A 25,207-nucleotide genomic window follows, 5' to 3' on the forward strand; every position below is an offset into this window, starting at 1 on the left:
GAAACTACGATCTGCTGAAGTTGTGTATGCGGTATCCGTCGCGGAGGCTCATCAGCGCGGTGTGGAACAGTATGGCCGGCACGAAGATGGCCTTGAAGTCGCGCGCTTGGCCCACGATCGAACGTGGCTTGTGTTGCCGCGCATAACCATGGTTGAGGAAAAGCTGCTCGGGCTTTGCCTCGAAGAACTTGAACTCACTACCAAGGGCGCGTATCTGGTCGTGCTTCTTCCCTATGTATCTGTCGAAGAAGGTCTTGGTCATCAAGTCGCAGATCAACGTATGCCGGGGAAATCCCTCGGACAGCGTATCGAGCAGGCCGAGAATCTGCGCCTTATCGAGATACTGGAAGACACCCTCAATAACCACGACAGTTTCGGCTTGGCGGTCACACTGGCGCAATGCGGCCGCCAGCTCGCCAGCCTCGAAGTCAACCGCAATGCGTTGCAACGGATTTGGACAGAGACGGGCAGGTAGGCGATCGTTCTTATGCTCGATGATGGCGGGCTCATCGAACTCAAACCACCGCCCGCCTGCCAGCCTGTAGGCACGACTGTCGAAGCCCGCGCCGATATTGACGATTTGCAGGTCTTTGTTCTGCTTAATGTGTCTGCTGATCTCGTCCTGAACCATGCGCGCTCGCGCCACGTTGATAGCACTGCCACGAGCGCTACTGGCGAAGCGCTGCCAAATGGATCTGCCTTCGTCGGTCATGAAATCTTCGGCATAGGTGTCTGCGCAGATCGGGCCCCGCGACTTCGCATCTTCAGCGCGGATGCCGCAGCAGATGAAGGCTGTCTTGGATATGGCGTTCACGAGGCGTGATGGTAGTCGGCGTCGCCGCGATGCGGTTGGCACTAGAGGCAATCTGCCGCTCATTCATTCACGATCACGGCCGGGGTGTCATGACCATTGCGGCAGCGGAGCCAACACCATTGATTCGACGCGGATAGCGAAGGCGAAAAATTGGTACGCCCGTCCCGTCAGCGGACCGCTGATCTCCGACATATTGGAGGCTCGATATACGTCGGTTCGTACGACGTTATGCCGATTAGCGCAATTACCGAAATTCAAGGAAAACGGGTATGTAGTGCGCTAATCTTGCGGAATCACAGCAGCATCCAACGTCGGAGGTTGTCCCATGAACAAGATCATCATGGTTGGACAGGCCGTGTTGGCGGCGGGCTTTATCGCCGCTCCGGTCGCCGTAATGAACGCCGGGATAGCGTCGGCGCAGCCGACACCCGCCCCCGCGGATGTGTGCTTCAACGGACCGTACCCATCTCCCCCGCCCCCCTGGGGACCGGGAACCGTCGACGGCTGCGTCAACCCCGACAGTTGGTTCGACAACTGGGGCTGGCGGTACGGAGGCCGCGACTGGCGTGGCGAAGGCGGGCGTCTACCTGCCCCGGCCCCGAACTGGAAGTACGTCGGCCCTGGCTGCGAGTACTCAAGCAACCCGAACTGGCAGTACACAGGCCCGGACTGCCAGCGCGATAACCCCTAATCAGGGGGCAACCTCAGCGGCTAGGAGTAGGAGCCGCTGAGGGCGAATTCTGCTTCGTTCGTCAAGATGGTCGCCAAGGCCTGCGGATTCGACCAGTAGAAGTAGTGCCCGCCCTTCACGAGAATGCTCGTGAAATCCCCCTTCGTGTACGGAGCCCATCGGCGTGGCGGCGCGAACCTCGGCAGCACCTGGTCGTCCTTCGCACTCACCTCAGTGATCGCAGTCTTGATCCGGCGGCGCGAGATCGATTGCAGGCCAAGACTGAAATCGGTCACCGCATTGAGACGCGCCTGCTCCAGCAGCGACTCATCCGCTATCTTCTGCGGCGGCCAGGCGCCGCGCTGCTCGTCATTGGTGAGCCTCCAGAGCGCGTGTTGCTTCGGGTCGTGGCCCCGGGTCTTGGCGTAGACGGCGTCCATTCGCCAAAGGGACGGATGCCCACTCACCACCGGAACAAACCGGCCCACTGCGAAGTCGCGTGACTCCAATGCCTGGCACACCGCGTATCCGAACAATCCGCCGAAACTCTTCCCAGCGATGACCGGCCGACGGCAACCGAGTCCGATGACCGCCGACGCGCAGTCCTCCGCGAGCGCGCGCAGATTCTCCGGTGACGGCTCCTTCGACCGGGTGCTGCGCCCCGGCATCCGCCACACCCCGAAGTTCACCCCCGCCAGGAACGGGACAAGGTGTTGCTCGCCGGCGTGGTTGGCCCCCGCGCCGGGGAAAAACAGCACGGTGGGCAATGACGGCTGATAGGCCCTGGGCCACCACCAGCACTCAAGCGGAGACGGAACAGTCACTCAGATCCTCTATATCGCGTCGTGCTCGGGATCGCCGACCCCTTGAGCAATGAGTAGTGCGACTCGGGCACCGACCGCCTCGAGAGTGAGGTCCGGGGTGAACTGGAAGGCACTTATCTGGATGTTCAATTGTTTGCCAGCGCGGGCGGCGAACTCCACCGCCATGAGGGAGTCGATCCCCAGGTCGGCGATCGGCCCGGTGGGGTCGATGCTCTCCACGTCGACCTTGAGGACATTGGCGAGCTCCTTGGCCAGCTCTTTGGTGACCATCGGGCCGCGCTCCTCCTCCGGCAGCGCCAACACCGTCGCACGGAAGGCGGCCTGTTCGTTCGACACTGCGGCAGCTTCTGCGGATAGATGCGCGAAACGTGTGCTCTTGGCGGTCGAGGGCAGCGGAGTGCGCAGGACCCCCCAATCGACGCCCGCGATGGCGACATGCGGAAGCTGGAAACGGGAACACTCGTGCATGAGCGTCGCCCCGAGATCCATGTTGAGGCGGCGCAACCCGACCGAGTCGAGGAACTTCACGATGGCCTCTATCTCGGCCATGCCACCACCGCTCATCGCACCCCAGCTCACCGACAGGGCGGGCAGCCCGGCCGCGTGCCGCGACTGAGCGAGGCCGTCCAACATGCTGTTCGCCGCCGCATACGTCAGCTGCGGAACAATGCCGATGAGGCCACTGATGGAGGAGTACAGCACGAAGTGATCGAGTGGCACATTGTGCTCGCGCGTGGCCCTGTCGAGGTTCAGCGCACCGTCGACCTTCGGCCCGAAAACCTTGTACAGCGACTCCGCGCTGATATCCGCGACCACCTCGTCATGAGCCACCGCGGCGGCATGGAACACGCCGCGCAGTGGATGCCCTGAGGCTTCCACCTTCCCGATCAGATCCGAGACCTGGTCGTAGTCGCTGATATCGATCCGCTCTTCCCAGACGTCGACGTCGGCGGCCCGCAGCGCCTCGATCTGCGCCCGCGCTACCTCCGTCGTGGCGCCGCTGCGGCCCGCAAGGATGAGATGGGTCGCCCCGGCCCTGGCCAGCGAGCGCGCAGTGGCCAATCCGAATCCGCCGAATCCACCGCTGATGAGGTAGGAGTGGCCGGGACGCACCGGAGCCGGATCTGGCTTGCGGGGCAGCAGCTTGGGTGTCTGATCGCGCAGATCCAGCACGATCCGGCCCATGTGCGCCGCCCGGAACACCGCCTCGAACGCCCCCACGACCTCTTCGATCGGGAACCTCGTGAACGGGAGCGGGGTGAGCTTGCCCGAGGTGAGCATCTCGGTGCACTCGCGCCGGAGCTCGCGGAATGTTTCCGGACGCAACCGCAGCATGCGGTCCATGTCGATCGCGTGGAACGACAGGTTGCCGCTGAACGGCTTGAGATCCATCGCTCCGCCGAAGTAGATATCCGCCTTCCCGATTTCGATAATCCGGCAGAACTCTCCGGCGACCGCAAAGTTCTGGGCGATCATCTCGCCGGGCAGCGAGTTGTAGATGACGTCTACTCCACGTCCCTGCGTCACTCTCAGTATGTCGTCGACGAACCCGACCGACCGCGAGTCGAAGGCCGCGGCAGCGCCGAGCTCCAGCGCCGCACGCCGGCGCTCCTCGCTACCGGCCGTCGCGTACACGACCGCGCCCATGTTGACCGCGATCTGCACCGCGCCCATTCCCATGCCGCCCGCCGCGCCGTGGATAAGGACCGTCTCGCCGGGCTGCAGATCGGCGAGCTTGTAGAAGGCATAGCCCGCCGTGAAGAACGGGACACCGGAACCCACCGCGAGCGGATCGAAGTCCTCACGCTGGAGATGCTCTTCTTCTATCCGCTCCCAAGCCGCGCCACCGTCGAGGTCGAAGGTCAGGTAGCGGCGCAGGAGACCCCGCTCCGCGACCGCGATGCTTTCGCCGATCCGGAGCTCGTTGACCGCGGAGCCCACCCGCGTGACGACGCCGAAACCCTCCATACCGGGCTCCAGCTTGAAATATGTCTCGCCGAGCTCGCGCTCTGTCAGGATTCCGAGGACCTTCAGCGGGTCCTTGTAGTTGAGTCCGACGGTCTCGACGCGGACCTCCACTTGTCGAGGTCCCGGCTCGACGCGATCGCATGCTCGGAGCGCGATGTCCTTGAGCGTCCGCGTATCCGGGATCTGTACCTCGTAGGCCACCTCCGAATCCGTGGGCTCGAATGGTTCTTCCCATGGCGCGACGAGTTCGGACAGTGACCGGCGCATCCGCTGGGTCCACCGCTCCCCTGCGCGTACCGCGACTTCTTCCGCTCGATTCATCGCGCTGATCTCTGCGGCCACCTCGTCGGCCGTGACTGAATCAGGCAGGTCCACCAGAGACCATTTGGCGGGGTGCTGCTCGTTCGCCAACACACGGCGTGCCCCCACGAGCGCGGCCTGGTCGAGGACCAGGCCATGTTCTCTGAGCTGGTCGCCGGGCGCGAGGAAGGCTCGGTTGCTCACGACGACAACCTGCACGTCCGGATTCACGACGCCGCGCTCGGTCTCGGCCTCCAAGACCGTCCGCAATGCCTGCGCGACCGTGACAAGTTGGTGGAGGTTCTCAACCGAGGACTTCCCGGAGCCGACGGTCACCAGGACACGCAAGAACGTGTCTGTGTGCAACGCTGCCGCGAACGTCTCGGCGAGATCTGTTGCCTGCTCGGCTTCGGCGTTCAGGACTGCGGCACCGGCGCGGGCCGCGCGGCGGGCGCCCTCAGCGACAGCGGCAGATACATCCCCGATCTCGACGACCGCGTTCGCCGGATGGGCCGCGGACACCGAGGCAGCGGGCACAGGCGCGCGTTGTCCTTCTGGCCCCTCCGTTTCCTCCTCCAGAGGCTCCCAACGAGGCTCGTAGAAGTACTGATCAAGCTCGGCCAGCGGGTCAGATGCGGCTCCCACCGGTCGCAGCGTCACTCCGGTCATAGCCAGCGCGACTTCGCCATCCTGCGAAGCGAGATAGGCGTTCGCCCGCAGCGGCAGCGTGCTGGTGATCTCGACCACCGCGATCGGGTCCTCGGGAACCTCGCCGTACAGCCGCACCCTGTCGACCGAAGCCGGGATATGCGCCGTCGGAGGTATGTCCAGCTCCGGACGCGCTGCCAAGAGGACCGCGATGCACTGCAGGGCCGCGTCAGCGAGTGCGGGATGGACAGCGTGCCTGGGTGTGACCCCCGACTCGGACGCAATGTCGCCGGCGCTGCGGCTCAGCGGGCTCGCCAGCTGCGCCACGCAGCCGGCCGAGCCGATCCGCACGCTCTGGATTCGCTGAAAGGCGGGACCATAGGACAGTCCGACCGCGGCCAGCCCCTTATAGACGTCTACACCGTCGAAGATCCTGTCGTGCTCGGACCGTATCGGAACGTCGATCCGCAATGTCCCCAGATTCGCCTCGACCAGTCTGCCGTTGGCGTGCGCGGTCCACAGCTGGGTATGCGCGGAACGGCCGTTGAAGGTGAATCGCTTGGTGGGCTCGTCCACGGTGAGGCGAGTGATCGGCGCGTCGTGTTCGGCGACGACCAACGGCACCGCGAAGACAACCGAGTCCAGTCCGGCCTGGCCCCGGCCGGAGCGTTGCCGCACAGCGGACAATGCGGCATCGAGATATGCGGTTCCGGGCAGCACAACCGAACCGAGGACCGTGTGATCGGGCAGCCAGGGCAGGTTGGCGGCAGCCAGGGTGACCTCCCATTGCGGTGTCAGCCCCTCCGCCCGGTCGCCGAGAAGGGCGAAGCGATCCGCGTCCCCATAGCGCGCCCGCAGCGTGAGGGGGTCTTCCTCCCACAGTTCTTCTTGCGACCACGGGTACTTCGGCAGGTCCATATGCGGGATCAAGCCGTTCGCGTAGAGGTCCGCCTCACCAGGGGCGTCGATTGCGCCCAATGCGTACAAGTCGGTGACGGCCTGCAGCACCGACTGCTCGTCATCCTGATCGCGGTGCAGCGTCTGGACCGCGGCGGCGGAGACGCTGTGGCGCACAAAGCTTTCACGCATGTTCCCGAGAAGCACCGGGTGCGGCCCAAGCTCGAGAAACACCCGGTACCGATCTGCGATGAGCGTGTCCACTGTCTTCGCGAACAAGACGCTTTCGCGCACGTTCTTCAGCCAGTAGGCGGGATCCGCAAACGCCTCGCTGTCGATCTTCTCGCCGGTGACCGTCGAGTACAGCGGGATGTCCGTTGGGCGTGGAGCCAGCCCGGCCAGCGCAGTCGCGAGCTCATCAAGGATGGGGTCCATGAGCTGACTGTGATACGGAACCTCCACGTGCAGCATCCGGGCGAAGACCCCATCTTCGGCAAGCTCATCGTGCAGTATCTGCAGGGCCTTCGAGTCGCCGGACAGCGTCGTCGCCGATGCACTGTTGATCGCCGCAACACATACCGAGCCACCGAAACGTGCGATGCGGCGCAGGGCTTCCTCCGCGTCGAGACCGACCGCGAGCATGCCGCCGGACCCCGCTGTCTTTGCCTGCAGACGGGAGCGGTGAAATGAGACGGTGGCGGCGTCCCGTAGGGACAATGCGCCGCCCACATACGCTGCGGCGACCTCACCGACACTGTGTCCCATTACTGCCGTGGGCCGGATCCCGAACTGTTCGAGGTGCTTCGCGAGTGCCGCCTGGACCAGGAAGTTCGCCGGCTGGGCGATCTCGGTACGGCTGACTCGAGAGTCTCCCTCAGATCGCAGTAGCTCCGCGATCACCGACCAGCCCGAGACCTCCTGGAACACCGCGTCGATCTCGGCGGCGGCCTCGCGGAAGGCGCCGGGGCGCTCCAACAAACCGCGCGCCATCCCCCACCACTGCGGCCCCATGCCGCTGAAGACGAACACCGGATCGGAGATCCCCTCGACCAGGGCACGCGCCGGTGCCGCTTCGTCGCTCTCGGCATAGGAATTCAGCTGCGCAAGGAGGTCATCCCCGTCACGGTAGATGAAGCCCTTACGGAGGTAATGCTGCGCCCGGCGCCCGGTGACCGCGGTCTTCAGTCGTTGCACGTACTCATCGGAGACACCGGCCTCGTCTGAGACTGTGCCCGCTGTGCCCGCGGTGCCCTCTTCGGAGCGCAGGAGCTCGGCGTAACTCCCGGCGACCTCGTGCAGCGCGGCACCGCTGCGCGCGGAGACCGGGAAGATCCGGATGCTGTCACGGGCGGGAGCCGCGGCGGCTACGGGTGCGGGGGGCTCCTCGACGATGACGTGCGCGTTGGTCCCGCCGTAGCCGAAGCTGTTCACTGCGGCGTACGCCGGTGCACCCAAGCCGGGGTACTTTTCGACCTCTGTCGGGATCCGAATTTGGAGCTCATCGAATGGAATCGCAGGGTTCAGCTTGTCGAGAACGACCTGCGGCAAAATGGTCCGGCGCTGCACGGTGAGCGCGGCCTTGATCAGGCCCGCGACACCCGCCGCGGCCTCGGTGTGCCCGAAGTTGTTCTTCACCGAGCCGATCACCAGGGGCTCGGTACGGCCGGCCGCCTGACCGTACGAATGGCCCAACGCCTCCGCCTCCAGCGGATCTCCGACGCTCGTGCCCGTGCCGTGCGCCTCGATATATCCGACAAGGGCCGGGTCGATACCCGCCTCCCTGAGCACCCGATCCGCGAGCCGCTGCTGCGACACCGGATTCGGCACGGGCAGCGCTATCGTTCTGCCGTCCTGATTGACCCCGCTGCCGCGAATCACCGCATATATACGGTCACCATCGCGCTGCGCCTGCTCGAGGTTCTTGAGCACGACGATGCCAACGCCCTCACCCCGGCCGTAGCCATCGGCGGCAGCGTCGAACGACTTGCTACGGCCATCCGCGGCCAGAAATCTGCCCTTACACATGGTGATGAACGTTTCCGGCTGGAACATGACGTTCACCCCACCGGCGAGCGCCACGTCGCATTCGCCGCCCGCGACCGCCCGTACCGCGAGGTGCGTCGTGACGAGCGAGGAAGAGCACGCCGTGTCCACGGTCATGCTCGGCCCCCACAAGTCGAGCGCGTGGGCGATGCGGTTGGAGAGCAAAGTCTGGGACGCGCTGAAGGCGGCGAAGTTATTGATCTTCTCGAGGTTCCGGGCGAGCCCCCGGCTGATCATGTTGTCGTTCATGAAGCCGCCGATGAACGTCCCCACGTTGCCGCCCAACGCCTGCCCGGCGATGCCCGCATCGTCGAGCGCCTCCCAGGTGGTCTCGAGAAGAAGCCTCTGTTGTGGGTCCAGGACGGCAGCCTCGCGGTGTGAGATCCCGAAGAAGTCCGCGTCGAATCGGCGGAATCCCTGAGTGAGGAAGCTGCCCCGCCGCGTGTACATCCGGCCCGGAGTGTCGGGGTCGGGATCGTAATACTTGTCCGCGTCCCAGCGGTCCTTTGGAATATCGGCAACAGCGTCACCTTTGAGTAACGCGAATTCCCAGAAACTGTCCGCGTCGTCAATTCCCCCGGGAAATTTGCATCCGATACCGATGATAGCCACTGCGACCAATGCGCTGCCCTCTCCTCGTTAACGAACTATCTGGAGATTAATGGAACTTTCGCCGAAATAGGGAGACATTCGAACTCTTCTGGAATCATCTTGACCACTAAAGATGCCGTGCCTGTCGTCTAATTCCGTGGAGTTCGCACTGTACCCGTCTGATTGGCGATACGAAGGGTGTTTCAGATGACTTTCTCGCTCCTCTCGAAGGTAGCTCTATGAGGAAAGTCTGGGTGTACCTTGTTGTGCTGGCTGTGCTTACTGTCGCGGCCGCATTCATCCTCAAACTGCGCTGGAGCGAGATCCCGGACGAGGCGGTGGGGACCGTGAGCCGCCTCCCCGCGCTGGGCAGTCTCACCGAACGGACCATCCAGTACGAGGCCATCGGGCCGGATGGGACTCCGGCGACGGTGTCCTATCTTGACGACAACGGCCACAACCAGAACGTCGGCACGGTCCTGCCTTGGCAGGAGGCACTGCGCACCGTGGAGCCGTCCCTCGTGACCAGCATGGTCGTACAGTCCAATGCCTCCGGTGTCGGTTGCCGGATCACTGTCAACGGGCAGGTCCGCGACGAACAAGTCGCGACCGCCACCGGAGGCATCGCGAGCTGCAAGGTGCAGGTCGCATGACCCGGGACGAGGCCGAAGCAGACACCGGCCCGATAACGGCTCCCGGCACACCTGAGGCACGTGCCGGGTTCGCCGCCCGATCGCGAGCATTCGGTGGCCGAGTGCGCGGCGAGTTCACTGTGCCTTTCCGTCGGGAGACTTACGCTCGCGCCGAGCAGCGCAGGCCCCTGTACGCGAGGCTGTTGTACGGGCTCTCCATACCCATCGTTGTGCTGTGGGTGCTACTCGCGTGCGGGCTCAATGCCGCAGGCCCCCAGCTTGAGAAGGTGATCGAAGGGCACGCTTTGTCCTTCCTGCCCGACGAGGCCTCCTCGGTGCAGGCGCTCTCCAACATGGGCAAGTATTTCGGCAACGGCGGCACGAACAACTTCGTCGCGGTGCTGGCCGAGGGCGAGCATCCGTTCGGCGCGGAGATGCACAGCTATTACGCGCGCCTGATGGAGAAGTTCAAGGCGGACAAGAAGCACGTCATCACGACGATCGACCTGTGGTCCGACCCCTCATTCGCGCCGGCGTTCGAAAGCCAGGATCGGAAGGCCTCCTTCAGCTACCTCAACCTGGGCGGCAACATGGGCACCGCGTTGGCCATGGAATCCACTCAAGCCGTGCGCGACATCGTCAAGGCTTACCCGCCCCCCGCGGGAGTCAAGATCTACGTGACGGGTCCGTCCGCCGTCGTCAACGACGAACTGCTCGCCATCAACCGCTCGATCCTGCCGATCATCTTCGCGTGCGCCATCTGCATCACCATCATCATGTCTTTGACCTACCGCTCGCTGTTCACCGCTGCGATGCCGCTGCTCGTCGTGGCGGTCGCCTTGGTGACCGCCCGGCCGATAGTCGCCCTTCTCGGCCAGCACGAGATCATCGGTATCTCCATCTTCGCTTCGAGCTTGCTGGCCGGCATCGTCCTAGGCGCGGGGACGGACTACGGCATCTTCCTGCTCGGCAGATATCAGGAGGCCAGACGAGCGGGTGAGGACCCGACCACGGCGTATTACACCGCGCTGTTCAGCGTGCAACGCATCATCTTCGCCTCTGGACTGACCGTGGCGGGCGCGACCGCGTGCATGACGCTCACCAGACTCGCCGCCTTTTCCACCTCCGGTCTGCCGTGCACCATCGGCATCCTCACCGCTCTTGCCGCGGCGCTGACCCTCGGCCCCGCACTATTGGCGATCGGATGCAGGCTCGGACTCTACGAGCCGCGCGGAGAGCGAGCCGTCAGGCGCTGGAGGCGCATCGCCACCCACGTCGTCCGCTGGCCCGGCCCGGTGCTCGCCGGCAGCCTTGCCGTGCTCGCACTCGCGATTCTCGTCCTGCCGACGTACGTCATCAGCTATAACGAACGCGCGGCCCAACCGGCCAACACCGAGGCAAATCTGGGTCTCGATGCCGCGGATCGGCACCTGCCGCCGAATATGCTCAATCCGAACCTGCTCTTCGTCGAGTCCGATCACGACATGCGCAACTCAGCGGACTTGATCGCACTCGCGAAGCTGACGAGTTCCGTCTACTCCGTGGAGGGAGTCCAAGCGGTACAAGGTATTACGCGCCCGCTCATCTCGCCGCTGCCACAAGGAACCCTGACTTATCAAGGCGGATACATCGGCGAACGGATGGCGCAGATAGCCGAGATGGTCAGCACTCAGCTCAACGGCATCGCCAAGATCACCGGTGAGATCGATCAGCTCTCGGTCGGTGTCAAGGAGGTCCTCAACGATCTCCAGGTCGTCCAGCGCGCTGCCGAACTGCCCGGCGGCGGTGTGCAGGCCACCCGAAAACGCCTCGTCGAGCTATTGAAAATGGCGAAGGCGATGCATAGCCAGATAAAGCCGGTCGCCGCGGGCGGAATCGATGCAGCAGGACAGCTCGTCGACATGGTCCCCGACTGCAGGGAGGTGCTGCCCTGCAACGCGGCGCTTACCGGACTCACCGTTCTCGATGGACTCAACCAGGCCGGCGCACGCAAGTTCGAGGACATGGTGGACGCCTCCCAGGTCGCCACGCAGTCGTTGCCGAGATTGGTTAATCAGGTCCAGATGCTGGACGGTTTTCTCAACGACGCCAAGCAGACACTCGCTCCGATCCGCGGCATGGCCGATTCGCTACTGGTGCAGATGAACGAGGTGACGGCATTCCTGCGAGAGATTGCCGACACCTACATGAAGGGAGACCCCGGCGGGTACTTCTTCCTTCCGAGCCAGGCCTTCGAATCCCCGTTGTTCCAATCCGCGCTCTCCGTCTTCTTCTCTCCGGACGGCAAGATCACCCGAATGCTCGTCATGGGCGATGTGAACTCCTTCAGCCAAGAGAGCATGGACTACAGCGCAAAGATCATCCCCGCGGCCAAGTCGGCACTCAAGGGCACCTCGCTCGGCGGGAGCACGGTGAGCATCGGAGGAGCCGGGGGCACACTGCTCAATATCGCCGCCTTCGCCAAGGAGGACTTCCTCACCAGCGCCGTCGCGGCGTTCGCATTCGTGTTCTGCGTCGTGCTGCTTTTGTTGCGCAGCTTTGTCGCCGCGGTCGCCGTCGTCGGCACCGTTGGACTGTCTTTTCTTTCCGCGTGGGGACTCAGCGTCGCCATTTGGCAGTACGGCATCGGTCTGCCCTTGCACTGGGCTGTCGCACCGTGTTCCTTCATCTTTCTCGTCGCGGTCGGGGCCGATTACAACCTGCTGCTCGTCGCCCGGTTCAAAGAAGAGATCGGCGCCGGAATCAAAACCGGGATCGTCCGCGCCATGGTGGGCACCGGCAGCGTGGTCACCACGGCGGGCCTGATATTCGGTTTCACAATGTTCGCGTTGATCGCCGGCTACTCCAGCACCCTCGCGCAGATCGGCACCACCGTCGGCGTCGGGCTCCTGCTCGATACGCTCGTGGTCCGCTCGCTTGTCATCCCCTCCATCGCGACCCTCCTGGGCCGGTGGTTCTGGTGGCCCATCCGGGTCTCGAGCCGCCCCGCGCGGGAAGCAGGCAATGGCGCAGGATCGAACAAAGTATCGGCGTGACAACGCAACTTGCCGTTGTTTATCGTCGGCACAGGTCTCGGTGGCGGCGCGTCACGTCCTAAGCTTCAGGCCGTCATGATGCCGCGACCGAGCGTGGTGCCCGCCGCGGCGGCATAGTGCTCCAGCAGCTCATCGCAGATGGCAGGCCACGTGCGCGCCAACACTCCCCTGCGCGCGGCCGCCGAAAATCGGCTGCGGGTCGCGGGCTGCACCAGGTGATCCACCGCCATGCCCAGCCGCGCCTCGAAATCGGCTACCGGCAGCAGCATTCCGTTACGACCCGGGATCACGAGGTCGCGCGGCCCGCCGGCATCCGGCGCGATGGCGGGAACCCCGCTGGCCAGCGCCTCCTGCACTGCCTGGCAGAACGTCTCGTGCTCGCCCGGATGGATGAAGACATCGAGGCTGGCGTACGCCCGCGACAGTGCGGACCCGGACAGCTCACCGGTGAAAATCGCTGTGGGCATCAGCTTTTCGAGTGCGTCCCGCCCTACCCCACCGCCCACGATGACGAGCTGTAGGTCGTCGCGCTCGGCCAGTACCGCCAGTCGCTCCACATGCTTTTCGGGAGCAAGCCGCCCGACGAATCCGATAATCGGCTTGCCCTCTGGCGACCAGGAGCGGCGCAGATCCTCGTCACGCGCCGACGGTGCGAAGCGTTCGATGTCGACACCGCGAGACCACCGAAACACCCGCGGGACACCGTGCGCGGCAAGGTCTTCCATCGCCGAGGTGGACGGGGCCAAGGTGCGGTCGGCGCGTCCGTGTAGGTGCCTGGTCCAACGCCAGGCCGCGCGCGCGGCGAACCCGGCGCCATAGCTGTCGGCGAACCCGGCCACATCGGTCTGATAGACGGCGACCGTGGGGATATCGAGATGCTGCGCGGCGCGCAGGCCGCCGTATCCCAAGACGAACGGCGAGGCCAGGTGCACCACATCGGGGGCGAAATCGCGAAGAATACGCACCATCCGCGGCTGCGGCACTCCTAGCGGCAGGGTGCTCACCTTGGGGAACATGATCGCGGGAACCCGGTGGACGGGCACCCCGTCATGTTCAACGGCGGCGGGCGCCTGCCCGCGCGGGGTGTCGGGCGCGATGACGATGCCCTCATGCCCGGTGCGGCCGAGGTGCTCCAGCACCCGCAGCACCGAGTTGGAGACTCCGTTGACGTTCGGCAAGAACGACTCGGCGACGATCGCGATGCGCACGTGGACAGCATGTCAGCGTCACCTGGCAGTTAGGTTGCCCCCAGGCATACGTCGCGCAAATTTAAGCGTGAATAGGAGCCGGACCTCGGCGCTGGATCCAGGCGAGGCCTAACAGCGCCGCCCCGGCGACTGCCCACACCACGACGATGATGGACCCACCGGGGACAATCGACAGTGACGCGTTACGTCCTTGTACGCGAACCAAATCCGGGTTGGATTTGTCGTACTCGACATAGATGCGCATGCCCGGGCTGAGCTCCGACGGATAGAGCACTCCCAATTCCGGTCGGTACGTGACCCGTTCGGGTGTGACGAACTCGATCGTGGAACGGCGCGGCCCCGCGCTGAGCACCTCGGCCAGCGCGACGCCCATATCTCGTTCGATGGCCTTGTCGTTACGCCAGGCCCCCACGATGAGCAGCAGCGACTGCAGAGTCAGCAGTCCGGCCAGAACCCACACTCCGATCCGGACTCTCCTGATGACGCGGGAGCGCCGGTTCACAGGGCCGCCCTGATGGCGGCGTGTAGCTCGCGCAGGGTGGAACGGTCGGCCTTGACCTCCAGAACCCTGATGCCCCCGGCTGGTTCGTCCAATGCCGGGCCGAGCTCCTCAATCGAGATGGACCGCGAATCCACATGGTAGGCGCGGCAGAGGGCCGCGATATCCACGTCGTGCGGGGTGCCGAAGACACGCGAGGAGACGTCGCGAAATCGCGGGTCTCCCTGCTCCAGCAGCTCGAAGATGCCGCCGCCGTTGTCGTTTGAGACAACGATGGTCAGATCTTCCGGGTGCGGTTCGGTCGGGCCGATCAGCAGGCCCGAGCTGTCGTGCACAAAGGTGAGATCGCCGATCAATGCGATGGTGCGGCCACCCGGGTGCGCGAGCGCCGCACCGATGGCGGTGGATACCGTTCCGTCGATACCGGCCACTCCCCGATTCGAGCGCACGTGAACATCTTTGGCCCCCCAAGGGACGAGCGCGGCATCGCGCACCGGGTTGGATGCGCCGAGCACCAGTTGGTCGCCGTCGCGCAATGACCCGCAGACCCTGGCCGCCACGTGCAGACCCGTGGTCAGTGGATGGGTGTCCAGCTGCCCTTGCACCGCGTCGAGTGCCTTCTGGTGCGCATGCGCGCACCGTTGCAGCCATGCGGCATCCGGGTTACCGGATGTCACCGCCCGCGTCCCGGTGGCCAGCGAGTTGCCGGACACGTCGGGCCAGCGCGGGCCGGTGGTCAACGCGTACACCGGAATCCGGCTGTCCGCCAATATGGACGACACCTGCCGATGCAGGGTCGGGCGTCCCAGCATGATCACCTGTTGTGGGTGCAGCAGTGCGAGCGCCAGCGGATGCACCGGGTTATCGGGTTGCGGCGCAGTCGGTTCAGCCACCGTCGGCAACCTCGACAGATTGGGGTGCATGGCCGCACCGTGCCCCGCAATCACCACGGTATCGGGGGTCAGATCGATCTCGACGGGTTCGTCGAACGTCACCTCCGGGGTGTACGTCCACGGTCTCCCGCCGGGACGCCCGGCGGGAGCCGACCCCCCGTCACGGTCGGGCACGAGCGGTTCCCGCAGTGGGATATCGAATTGCACGGGGCCGGCATTTGCGGTGCGGGATCCCTTGGCTGCGGCCAAGACTCGACAGGTCGCAGAGCGCCAATGCGCGTTCTGCGCCTCGATCTTGTCCGAACCCTCCTCGGCCAGACCGATGCTGATCGCGGCGCGAACCTGAGTGCCGAAGTAGCCGAGCTGCTCCATGGTCTGGTTGGCGCCGGTGCCCAACAGTTCGTAGGGGCGGTTGGCGGACAACACGATCAGCGGAATGCGCGCGTAGTTGGACTCCACCACCGCGGGGCCCAGGTTGGCGACCGCGGTACCCGAGGTCATCGCGACCGGTACCGGCGCGCGGCTGGCGGCCGCCAGTCCGACGGCCAAGAAGCCTGCGGTGCGCTCGTCGATCCGCACGTGCAGCCGCAGCCGCCCGGCCTTGTCCGCGTCGTGCAATGCAAAGGCCAGCGGGGCATTGCGCGATCCGGGACACAGCACCACATCGCGGACGCCGCCGCGGATGAGCTCGTCGACGACGGCATGGGCCTGTGCGGTCGACGGATTCATGCCATCAGGGTGTCACACCGCCCGCGACGTGCTCGCAAAGAACTCGAGGATCACGCGGTTGACCTCGTCGGGGCGTTCGATGAAGCCCAGATGCCCGGCGTCGGCGATCTCGACGTACCGGCCACCGGGGATAGCGTCGGCTACTTCCTTGCCCAAGTAAGGCGGCAAGGTCATGTCATCGCTGAACCCGATCACCAGCGACGGAACGCTGATTCCCGCGTAGGCGCCGGGCCGGTCGGGGCCGGGCACGGCACTGCGCTGGTGGTCGATACCCCCCGAGGCAGGCTCAGGCCACAGGGTGAACATGTCGATCCAGTCCTTGATGGCGGCGTCGTTGTTGAGGGTCTTGGGCGAAAAGTTGGCCATCAATCGCATGGCCGCCTGGTACGACGCCGGTATCTCAACACCCGAGACGGAAAGTTCTAGTTCGGCCTTGCGGAAGAACGACCGCGTGAGATCTTCCCGGCCGCGGGTCCCCATGAATACCGCAGCGGTCACCAGGTCGGGACGGGTGAGCGTGAGCTCCTGTGCGATGAGCGCGCCCATCGAGAAGCCGACCAACCGGGCGGGGGCGGCACCGAGATGCTCGATGAGCGCCGCGGCGTCGGCCACCATGTCCTCCAGAGTGAAGCCATCCGCGCATTCGGTGGTCGGTGGTATCCCCCGGTTGTTGAAGGTGATGGTGCGATATCCCGCGGCGCGGAATGCCGGTACCTGATGCAGGTGCCAGCTGCGGCCCGCGCCACCTCGCCCGGAGATGAAGACGACCGGATCACCCGAGGCACCGAGCGCTAGGGGGCCACGCTCGTCGTAGCTGATCTGGACACCGTTGATATTCGCGAGAGGCACGCTGGTTGAACCTACCGGTTCAACAGCGGGTAGCAGTCGGCCACTCTCCTCAGCCACCAATCGCGCCGGTCGGCGGGCGCGGCGAGCGCGGCGAGCCGGGCCGGCTCAGGCGTGAACGATGCCACCGCGAGGTAACCGTCCTCGGGGGCGGGGGTGTCGGCCACGTCCTCCACGAAGAATCCTCCGGTTCCCAGTCCGCACGCATGCTCCAGCACCGGCAGCGCTGCCGCCGCGCGCAGACCGATGCCAATACCCACCGCGCTGTCCAGGGCACTGGAGATCACCACGGGCAGGGCGATCCGTTCCGCGATACCCAGCAGCGCGGCCACACCGCCGAGGGGCGCCACCTTGAGCACCGCGATATCGGCCGCGTGTGCCCGCACAACGCGGAGCGGATCGCTTGCCCGCCTGATGCTTTCATCGGCTGCGATCGGTACATCCGGAAGACGCCGACGCAGTTCGGCCAGTTCCTCGACCGTGGCGCAGGGCTGTTCGGCGTACTCGAGGTCGCCGTCTCGGGTCAGTGAAGTCAGCGCGTGGACGGCTTGTTCGACGGTCCAGCCGCCGTTGGCGTCCACCCGCACGGTGGGGATCTGCGCACGGACCGCATCGACACGCGCAATGTCCTCGTCAAGGGTCTGGCCCGGTTCGGCCACCTTGACCTTGGCGGTGCGAGCGCCGGGGAACCTGGCCAGCATCTCGGGAACCAACGCGGCGTCCACCGCGGGCACCGTCGCGTTGACGGGAATCCGGACACGCCGCGGCGCGGGTAGCTCGGCGTAGGCGGCCTCGATGGCGGCCCCCAACCAGGCGGAGGCTTCGGGCGCCTCGTACTCGGGGAAGGCGCCGAACTCGCCCCAACCCGTCGGGCCGTCGATCAGCACCACCTCACGGGTGGTGATGCCACGGAATCGCACCCGCATGGGCAACGCGACGACGTGCATACGGTCGAGCACGTCATCCAGCGCGGGCAGCTCCACGCTGCGATCGTCGCACGCTAAGGCGAAGCCAGGTGACTGACGCTCCCCAGCTCGGCCACCGCGCGGTTGTGGAAAAAATCGTCCTCGCTGAGGACGCTGATGCTCCCCGATGGCGCACGGAATGACACGTAGTCCGCCGACTCGATGGGCATCTTGATCCACGCGGACACCGCGAACGTCAATGCACCGCCATGCGTCACGATCACCTGGTGACGGCAGCTGCTGTCCAGGACAGTGCCCATGGCATCGTAGATCCGTTGCGCGAAAACGATTTTGGTCTCCGCACCGGGGATCCCCTCATCGTGTGCCATCCGTTCGCCCATCGCAGGTGGCGGCACGAACCTCCGATCGAGCCACTCTTGAGGTCTGCCTCCAGCTTCGCCATAGGACTTCTCACGAAACCGCGTATCGACAATCGGCGCGACCCCCAACGCGTCACCGATCGCCTCGGCGGTATGCGCCGCACGGATCAGATCCGAGCTGTACACCTCCACGCCGCTCCCGTTGGGGATACGCGCACGCAGCGACGCTGCTATCGCTCGGGCCGCATTCAAACCCGTCGGTGTCAAAGCAGAGTCGTACCAGCCGCCGACCAACCGATCTACATGATGATCCGACTCCGGATGCGTCACGACATAGATCCGGCGCAGGTCCACATCACGATCGTCGCATGTTCCGGGCTACTACCTCATCAACTGGTCAACTTTTGGTTGACAGCCCCAGATCGTCAACTTATGGTTGACGCATGGTTGAGTTTCCCATCTCGCTGGACACCCTCATCGTCGGGGTGCGCCAGATGCACCCCGCCGGCAACCCGCTGGACCATCTCACCGATGCGATGCTGCTAGCGGGACGGCTGTCCGACCACGCCGATGCCCTTATCGGGCATTTCGTAGACCAGGCACGCCGCTCCGGCGCCTCCTGGAGCGAAATCGGTTCCAGCATGGGCGTCTCCAAGCAGGCCGCGCAGAAGCGCTACGTACCGTCCGTGCGGATGTTCTCCCGGTTCACCGACCGGGCTCGGCGTTCGGTCGTCGCTGCGGCAGGTTTTGCCCTCGCCGATGGCACTCCGATCACCGTTGCCCACTTGCTCGCCGGCACCCTGAGCGACCCGAAAGGACTTGCCGCACTCATCGTTTCCCATGCCGGGATAACGACAGACACACTCGGAATCCCCGGCCGACCGGCTCCCGATTACGAGGCCGTCGCCCCGAAGCTGCCCACCGCGGAGTTCGACGGCGATGCTCAGGAAGCGCTGGAGGCAACCTTACGCACCGCGCTTCGCTTGGGCCACAACTTCATTGGAACCGAACACATCCTGCTAGCCATACTCTCCGGCCACACCGACACCTCTCGAAAGCTATCCGAGCTGGGCCTCAATGCGGTCGTGGCCGAGGAGCAGGCCAACCGGCTACTGGGCGATATCCTGGCGGATAAGGCCCCCTAGCCATACCCCTCACGTTGGCGTACCTTTATGTCATGTCAGTTGACATCAAGCCGGTTCCCAAATGGCTCAAGTACTTCAACAAGGTCGTCATCGGCGGGCACAAGGTGGGCCTCAAATTGCCCATGCTGGTGCTGACAGTGCCCGGCGCCAAGTCCGGCAAGCCGCGTTCCACCCCGATCACTCCATTCACACTCGATGGCCGACGCTATGCCGTTGGAGGTGTGCCGGGTTCTTCCTGGATTGCCAACGCCCGCAAGGCCAAGGAGGGCACACTGACGCAGGGGCGCCACACCCAGCGGGTCGGCATTGTCGAGCTGTCCCCTGAGGACTCACGCCCGGTGCTGCGCGCGTTTCCGATCGAGGTGCCCACCGGTGTTGGTTTCATCAGGAACGCCGGGCTGGTCAAGGAGGGCACCCCTGATGAGTTCGAGGCGCTCGCCGGGATAGCCGCGGTGTTCCGGTTCGATCCCCTGGAAGACGGGTCTACCGAGCACCCCTAGTCGCTATGCGCCCCACTGCGACAGATAGTTTTCATCGGAGCCGCGGTCCGGGTGGAGTATCCGTGATTGGTTGCCGCCGTTGCGCTTTGCCTGGTACATGGCACGATCGGCACAGGCGTTCAGTGCGTCGATCGCCCCCTGCGAGGTAGCGGATGCGACGCTCGCGACCGGTTGGGCGGCAACACCCACACTCGCGGTCACGACAATACCCGCCGGCCTGCAGGCCATGACGGATTCCTTGAGGCGGGTGGCGAAATCGGCGACGGCCCCGGCGGGGCAAACCGTCACCACGAGGAACTCCTCTCCGCCCGAGCGGCCCACCATCGTGCCCGGGGTCGCCTCAGCGGCGAGCGATGCGGCCAGGTCGACAAGCACCTGGTCCCCCGTGCCGTGGCCGTGCCGGTCGTTGATTGACTTGAATCGGTCGATATCGACGATGGCTGCCGCGATAACGAAGTCACCTTCCAACCCATACTCGCTGGACAACCCGCTGTGCAGGCGCTGCCATTCGCCGAAGATGCCGCGACGATTGAGCAGCCCCGTGAGCGGGTCCCGCTGCGCGGCAAGCGCATCCAACCGCACCACCGCGATCCCGAACTGGATGACCGCGGGTATCAGCACCACGACCAAAAACAAACTGGTCACCTTGACCAATGCGGTCATCGCCGCGCCGACCGTACCCTCGGCGAACATACGTGCCGATAGCAGGACGATCACTGCGCCGCACCACGCCACATGCGCTATCAGCAGCCGGTTACCCAGGAAGAAGCTCACGTACGCACCGACGGGCGTGAACAGAACCGTCCCGACGAGACCGGCAAGAGCGTTTGAGTCCTGCCCGCAGGCCACCGCGATGGCGATATCCGCGAACGCTACGAAGAAAACCGCTTCACGCAGGCTCAACCACGGCCCGACCACCCACCGAACCGCCCAACCCAGCGCCCCGACAGCACAGAGACCGACGATGACACGGCCGGTCGTACTTCGGGGCCCGGTGTCGCTGAACTGGAGGGCGATACAGATCGCGGCGAAGATCAACGCATACCCGCCGATGAGATTACGGACCGTCCGATCGAGCTTGCGGGCGTGCAGGAACGCCCGCAACCAGCCCGTGGGAACCGGCTCGGTCCACCATTGGCGCAGAAAGCCCATCCAGGCGGTGTTGCGGATATACGAGATCATCGTGGGGCGGTGTTGGCCGTCGGGGCATTCCTGCGCGGAACCATCCTGACGGTCGGCAACGGCGGTGCGGGAAGACGCGCCACCGCACCCTGGTATCCCTCGACGCGGCCGAAACGCTCGGACTCTGCCTGCCATTCCTCTCGGAAGGCGGCTATCTCATCATGATCACGGCCGACGAAGTTCCACCACATGACGATCTGCTCGCCGAATGGCTTGCCGCCCAACAGGATCGCTCGCGACGGCGCATCGGTGGGGTTGACGACGGTGAGTTGTTCCACCCCGGTACCGACGTAGCCGAGTTCACCCCGAGACACCCTGGTGCCTGACAACTCGATGGCCTCGGTATCCACCAGTAGCCCGTGTTCAAATCCGGGATCGATATCGAACCGCGTCATGCTCCGCGGCTCCAATAGCAGTTCCGCCCCAAGTAACGGAGTCGCCGTACGCACCGGCGATACCTGCCCCGCCAACGTTCCCAGGAACACGCGCAGGCTGACCCCGCCGATCACGATCGCCTCGGGTGCGTAGTGCTGGAAATCGCGTGCTGCGTCCCGGGATTTATCGGGCAACGCGACCCATAACTGCACACCGTGCAGAGTCTTCGTCTCAGCCGTCGACACCTCGGAATGGCAGATGCCGCGGCCACTCGTCATCAGGTTGAGCTCCCCCGGTCGCACCATCGCATGTACGCCGTGGCTGTCACGATGCTCGATCTCTCCGGTGAACAACCAGCTCACCGTTTGCAATCCGGTATGCGGGTGAGGCGCGACATCCATCCCGCCGGTCTGCGTTATGTCGTCGGGTCCGTAATGGTCCGCGAAGCACCAGGCGCCGATCAGCGATCGCTGCGCCTGGGGAAGGGTGCGCAATACCGTCATAGCCCGCGGTCCTCCGAGTGGAACCTCACGGGGAGTGAGTATTTCGACGACGGGATGCCCCTCTCCGTCAACGGGGCATGGGCCGACACCGCATCGGGTTTCCGTCGGCGTGGTCTCGGTATTGCTCATGCGACCATCATGGTCCGTACTCACGAGACGTGCGGCATAGTTGGCGGGCATGGACGATTCCGAACCCACAACCACGGTTGCCGACGCGCCCGATTCGCACCGCTTCGAAATCACCGCTGACGGTGAACTCGCCGGATTCACCGAGTACCTGGATACATCGCTGGACAGCACACAAGTCCGGATCTTCTACCACACCGAAATCGACGAGAAGTTCGGCGGACGAGGCCTGGCCGGAACGCTGGTGCAGTCCGCGCTGACACGCACCCGGGACGCCGGACGACGCATCATCCCGGTATGTCCATACGTCAAAAAGTTCGTCGGAAAGCACCACGAGTTCGACGACATCGTCGACCCCGTGACCCGGGAGGCGCTGGCCGCGGTCGAGGCACGCCAGGGATGACCGGGCGCCGCGTCTACATCGACAAGCAGACTCCCTCGGTCTACCAGGCCCTGACCAAGACCGCCGCCGAGCTTCGCGCCAGGGCCGCCGAGGCAGGACTCTCGCGAATAACATTGGAACTGGTGAACATTCGGGTATCCCAGCTCAACCGATGCCTGTTCTGCCTGGACCTGCACACCCGGGTGGCGCTGGAGGAGGGCGAGTCCACCCAGCGGATCGCCGTGCTGCCCGTGTGGGAGGAGGCCGAGCTGTTCAGCGATGTGGAGCGCGCGGCCCTGCGGATCGCCGAAGCGGTGACGGAGGTCACCGACGAGCACCTCACCGACGAGCAGTACACCGCCGCACGTGAGCATCTGTCCGATGATCAGGTGTCGGTGCTGGTGTGGTCGGCCGTCATGATCAACACCTTCAACCGGATCTCGATCCTCAGCCGCCACCCCATCAAGAAACGCTGATATCTGGTCGCGCCGGACGGGAATACACCGGAATCCCCATGAGTTGGATTTCTTAAGCCAGCCTAATGATCTGGTCATTGACATATCTCACGGGGAAGGTACTCAACGATGCCTCAGGTGCGTGCCGCGTATTTCAAGAAGACAGCGCGCTCGGTGATCCTGGCCGCCACCCTCGCCACCGCGTTGTCCGGGTGCAGCGTCTACCAAACACTCACCAAGCCCACGGAGACCGTCGTGACGACGCCCGCAGCAATACAGGCCACTGACCAGGATCAGATCCGTGACGTGACGGGGCAGATGGGGAAGGCCCTCGGCGGTCTTGACCTGTTCGCCGCCAATGCGCTGACCTGCCCGCGCTATCAGGTGTCCAGTCGCACCGCCGACGAGAACCTCGTCCCCTCGATCAATTCCTGGAAGGGCTCCGAGGAGGCGCTGATGTACGGCGACACCTCCACGCTTTCCAGCCAGGTGTCACAACGGTTCCCGAGCGCCGGCGGAAGTGAGCGCGCTGCCCTCGTCAAGACCATTGTCAATCGCGACCAGTTCGCGTACGCGGCCACGGTACTGCAGGTAATCCGCGAGTCCACCACGGTCGAGAAGTTCGCGATCGACAACATCAAAATCGTCGGCGACACCGCCACGGGCGATATCACCGCGACGTACAGCATCGGCGGAGCCGCTACCCAGACTCAGACCAAGTCGAACCAGTTCCGGAAAGAGGGCGGCAAGTGGTCGTGGTGCCAACAACCGCCGCCAGGCGCCTTCACTCAATGGACGGCATCCGCGTCGGCACCGTCGGCGGCGCAGTAGTTCACGGGTAGCTTCGACCGACCGCACACCGAGCGGCCTCTAGAGTCGGAGGCATGACGCAGGACGACGGGCAGACCGCTAACCCCTTTGACCCCACGCGCTGGCAGCCGGTCGCGGGATTCGAGGACCTGACCGATATCACCTATCACCGGCACGTCGACCAGGGCGTCAAAAGGGGAACCGTCCGGATCGCGTTCGACCGGCCCGAGGTACGCAACGCCTTCCGCCCCCATACCGTCGACGAGCTGTACCGCACCCTCGATCACGCGCGGATGACCTCCGATGTCGGCGCGGTCCTACTCACCGGGAACGGGCCCAGCCCCAAGGACGGCGGTTGGGCATTCTGTTCCGGCGGCGATCAGCGGATCAGGGGCCGCACCGGGTACCAGTACGCCGGGGGCGAGACCGCGGAAACTGTCGACCCCGGTCGTGCGGGCCGTCTGCACATCCTCGAGGTACAACGACTCATCCGCTTCATGCCAAAGGTGGTGATCGCCTTGGTGAATGGCTGGGCCGCCGGCGGTGGACACAGCCTGCACGTCGTGTGCGACCTGACATTGGCCAGCCGCGAACACGCCCGCTTCAAGCAGACCGACGCCGATGTGGGCAGCTTCGACGGCGGCTACGGCAGCGCATACCTGGCCAAGATGGTTGGCCAGAAGTTCGCCCGCGAAATCTTCTTCCTGGGCCGGCCGTACACCGCCGAACAGATGCATCGCATGGGCGCCGTCAACGAGGTCGTCGACCACGAACACCTGGAGACGGTCGCACTGGAGTGGGCTGACACCATCAACGAAAAGTCACCTCAGGCACAACGGATGCTCAAGTACGCCTTCAACCTCGCCGATGACGGGCTGGTCGGACAGCAGCTATTCGCAGGGGAGGCAACACGATTGGCCTACATGACTGATGAGGCCGTCGAGGGCCGCGACTCATTCCTGGAAAAGCGCAAGCCCGACTGGTCGCCCTACCCCTGGCACTACTAGGACCGCTGCATCCAGAAGTCGAGTTCGAGCTCCTCTTCGGCGCACTGGCGATACTTCGAGAAGTCGGTGACGCCCGACTCGGTGAGTATCTCGTCGTCGATGAAGCAGTTTCCGGTGACCTCACGGCTGGGTTTGGTGAGGATCTCGTGCGCGGCGTCGGCCATGATCTCGGCAGAACGACAGCGGGCAACCAGCTCCGCACCGAGGATGTTCCGGATGGCGGCGGTGTCGATAGTGGTACGCGGCCAGAGCGCATTCGACGCGATTCCGTAGCTGCGCAGCTCGGCAGCCAACCCAATTGCCACCAGGCTCATGGAGAACTTGGAAATCGTGTACGCGGTGGTGGTCTGGTCGAACCACTTGGCGTCCAAGGTGATTGGCGGTGACAGCGTCAGAATGTGCGGATTTTCCGACTCCTTGAGCGCACCGATCGCAGACTTGGACAGCGAGAAGGCACCCCGCGCATTGATGTCCTGCATCAGGTCGTATGCCTTCATCGAAATCGATTCCGAGGGAGCGAGGTTCAGGGCACTGGCATTGTTGACCACGATGTCGATCCCGCCGAACTTCTCGACCGTCTGAGCCACCGCCGAAATCACCACATCGTCGTCGCGGACGTCGCCGAGAATGGGCAGCGCCTGGCCGCCGGCGGCTTCGATCTCCTCGGCAGCGGTGTAGATGGTGCCGGGAAGCTTGGGATGCGGCTCCGCGGTCTTCGCCATGATCGCGACGTTCGCACCGTCTCGGGCCGCGCGCAACGCGATGGCCAGGCCGATTCCGCGGCTGCCTCCCGACATGATGATGGTCTTACCTGCCAGCGATCCCATAGCTACATCCTTG

21 protein-coding genes are annotated in these 25,207 nt (G+C 64.7%); 9 read left to right on the forward strand and 12 right to left on the reverse strand.

Features of this window, described 5'->3' with window-relative positions; all coding sequences use genetic code 11:
• Positions 1-4: 4 nt before the first annotated feature.
• Positions 5-814: an SAM-dependent methyltransferase gene (locus AB0H22_RS03945; RefSeq protein WP_180748781.1), complete on the reverse strand. Its 810-nt coding sequence runs from the start codon at positions 812-814 to the stop codon at positions 5-7.
• A 325-nt stretch (positions 815-1,139) separates the two neighbouring features.
• On the opposite strand from AB0H22_RS03945, the gene AB0H22_RS03950 reads away from it, so the two are divergent.
• Positions 1,140-1,505, forward strand: a complete 366-nt coding sequence (locus tag AB0H22_RS03950; RefSeq protein ID WP_180748782.1) for a hypothetical protein — start codon at positions 1,140-1,142, stop codon at positions 1,503-1,505.
• Between the two features lie 20 nt (positions 1,506-1,525).
• Here the strand turns inward: AB0H22_RS03950 and AB0H22_RS03955 are convergent, their stop codons facing one another.
• Both AB0H22_RS03955 and AB0H22_RS03960 read right to left on the reverse strand, forming a co-directional pair.
• Positions 1,526-2,308 (reverse strand): alpha/beta fold hydrolase, encoded by a 783-nt coding sequence (locus tag AB0H22_RS03955; protein WP_180748783.1) that lies wholly within the window; start codon positions 2,306-2,308, stop codon positions 1,526-1,528.
• A gap of 9 nt (positions 2,309-2,317) precedes the next feature.
• Positions 2,318-8,785 (reverse strand): SDR family NAD(P)-dependent oxidoreductase, encoded by a 6,468-nt coding sequence (locus AB0H22_RS03960; protein ID WP_358144932.1) that lies wholly within the window; start codon positions 8,783-8,785, stop codon positions 2,318-2,320.
• Positions 8,786-8,994: 209 nt separating this feature from the next.
• Here AB0H22_RS03960 and AB0H22_RS03965 point away from each other — a divergent pair, with 209 nt between their 5' ends.
• Both AB0H22_RS03965 and AB0H22_RS03970 read left to right on the forward strand, forming a co-directional pair.
• Positions 8,995-9,408 carry an MmpS family transport accessory protein gene (locus AB0H22_RS03965; protein ID WP_219602573.1) on the forward strand — a complete coding sequence of 138 codons (414 nt, stop codon included), beginning with the start codon at positions 8,995-8,997 and terminating at the stop codon, positions 9,406-9,408.
• Entirely contained in the window at positions 9,405-12,422 is a 3,018-nt protein-coding gene (locus AB0H22_RS03970) for an RND family transporter (RefSeq protein WP_358144934.1), read from the forward strand. The genes AB0H22_RS03965 and AB0H22_RS03970 overlap by 4 nt, the downstream gene beginning before the upstream one ends.
• Positions 12,423-12,487: 65 nt before the next feature.
• Here AB0H22_RS03970 and AB0H22_RS03975 read toward each other — a convergent pair whose 3' ends face one another.
• The 6 genes from AB0H22_RS03975 to AB0H22_RS04000 form a co-directional block, all read right to left on the reverse strand.
• Positions 12,488-13,630: a glycosyltransferase family 1 protein gene (locus tag AB0H22_RS03975; protein WP_180748786.1), complete on the reverse strand. Its 1,143-nt coding sequence runs from the start codon at positions 13,628-13,630 to the stop codon at positions 12,488-12,490.
• A gap of 61 nt (positions 13,631-13,691) precedes the next feature.
• Positions 13,692-14,132 carry a DUF3592 domain-containing protein gene (locus AB0H22_RS03980; RefSeq protein WP_358144938.1) on the reverse strand — a complete coding sequence of 147 codons (441 nt, stop codon included), beginning with the start codon at positions 14,130-14,132 and terminating at the stop codon, positions 13,692-13,694.
• Positions 14,129-15,751 carry a 2-succinyl-5-enolpyruvyl-6-hydroxy-3-cyclohexene-1-carboxylic-acid synthase gene (menD, locus tag AB0H22_RS03985; RefSeq protein ID WP_358144940.1) on the reverse strand — a complete coding sequence of 541 codons (1,623 nt, stop codon included), beginning with the start codon at positions 15,749-15,751 and terminating at the stop codon, positions 14,129-14,131. The genes AB0H22_RS03980 and menD overlap by 4 nt, the downstream gene beginning before the upstream one ends.
• A 12-nt stretch (positions 15,752-15,763) precedes the next feature.
• Positions 15,764-16,600, reverse strand: coding sequence for an alpha/beta hydrolase (locus tag AB0H22_RS03990; RefSeq protein ID WP_180748788.1), 837 nt, complete (start codon positions 16,598-16,600; stop codon positions 15,764-15,766).
• Positions 16,601-16,611: 11 nt separating this feature from the next.
• Positions 16,612-17,580, reverse strand: coding sequence for an o-succinylbenzoate synthase (locus tag AB0H22_RS03995; RefSeq protein ID WP_358144942.1), 969 nt, complete (start codon positions 17,578-17,580; stop codon positions 16,612-16,614).
• A 17-nt stretch (positions 17,581-17,597) separates the two neighbouring features.
• Entirely contained in the window at positions 17,598-18,236 is a 639-nt protein-coding gene (locus AB0H22_RS04000; protein ID WP_358144944.1) for a histidine phosphatase family protein, read from the reverse strand.
• Positions 18,237-18,325: 89 nt separating this feature from the next.
• Here AB0H22_RS04000 and AB0H22_RS04005 point away from each other — a divergent pair, with 89 nt between their 5' ends.
• Positions 18,326-19,027 (forward strand): Clp protease N-terminal domain-containing protein, encoded by a 702-nt coding sequence (locus AB0H22_RS04005; protein ID WP_358144946.1) that lies wholly within the window; start codon positions 18,326-18,328, stop codon positions 19,025-19,027.
• 32 nt (positions 19,028-19,059) lie between these two features.
• Complete coding sequence (locus tag AB0H22_RS04010) at positions 19,060-19,527, forward strand: nitroreductase/quinone reductase family protein (RefSeq protein WP_180748792.1); 468 nt, start codon at positions 19,060-19,062, stop codon at positions 19,525-19,527.
• Between the two features lie 3 nt (positions 19,528-19,530).
• On the opposite strand, the gene AB0H22_RS04015 is transcribed toward AB0H22_RS04010, so the two are convergent.
• Positions 19,531-20,709 (reverse strand): GGDEF domain-containing protein, encoded by a 1,179-nt coding sequence (locus AB0H22_RS04015; protein WP_358144948.1) that lies wholly within the window; start codon positions 20,707-20,709, stop codon positions 19,531-19,533.
• Positions 20,706-21,716: a pirin family protein gene (locus AB0H22_RS04020; protein ID WP_358144950.1), complete on the reverse strand. Its 1,011-nt coding sequence runs from the start codon at positions 21,714-21,716 to the stop codon at positions 20,706-20,708. The genes AB0H22_RS04015 and AB0H22_RS04020 overlap by 4 nt, the downstream gene beginning before the upstream one ends.
• A gap of 49 nt (positions 21,717-21,765) precedes the next feature.
• Between AB0H22_RS04020 and AB0H22_RS04025 the strand changes: the two genes are divergently transcribed.
• From AB0H22_RS04025 to AB0H22_RS04040, 4 genes are all read left to right on the forward strand, one after another.
• Entirely contained in the window at positions 21,766-22,116 is a 351-nt protein-coding gene (locus AB0H22_RS04025) for a GNAT family N-acetyltransferase (protein WP_180748794.1), read from the forward strand.
• Positions 22,113-22,571, forward strand: coding sequence for a carboxymuconolactone decarboxylase family protein (locus AB0H22_RS04030; RefSeq protein WP_358144952.1), 459 nt, complete (start codon positions 22,113-22,115; stop codon positions 22,569-22,571). The genes AB0H22_RS04025 and AB0H22_RS04030 overlap by 4 nt, the downstream gene beginning before the upstream one ends.
• A 156-nt stretch (positions 22,572-22,727) precedes the next feature.
• Complete coding sequence (locus tag AB0H22_RS04035; protein WP_358146047.1) at positions 22,728-23,381, forward strand: hypothetical protein; 654 nt, start codon at positions 22,728-22,730, stop codon at positions 23,379-23,381.
• Between the two features lie 53 nt (positions 23,382-23,434).
• Positions 23,435-24,367 carry a 1,4-dihydroxy-2-naphthoyl-CoA synthase gene (locus AB0H22_RS04040; protein ID WP_358144954.1) on the forward strand — a complete coding sequence of 311 codons (933 nt, stop codon included), beginning with the start codon at positions 23,435-23,437 and terminating at the stop codon, positions 24,365-24,367.
• Here the strand turns inward: AB0H22_RS04040 and AB0H22_RS04045 are convergent.
• On the reverse strand, positions 24,364-25,194 hold the full coding sequence (locus AB0H22_RS04045; protein WP_180748797.1) for an NAD(P)-dependent oxidoreductase: 831 nt from the start codon (positions 25,192-25,194) through the stop codon (positions 24,364-24,366). The genes AB0H22_RS04040 and AB0H22_RS04045 overlap by 4 nt on opposite strands.
• Positions 25,195-25,207 lie beyond the last annotated feature (13 nt).

The organism is Mycobacterium sp. NPDC050853 (genome assembly GCF_040653875.1).
GTDB lineage: Bacteria > Actinomycetota > Actinomycetes > Mycobacteriales > Mycobacteriaceae > Mycobacterium.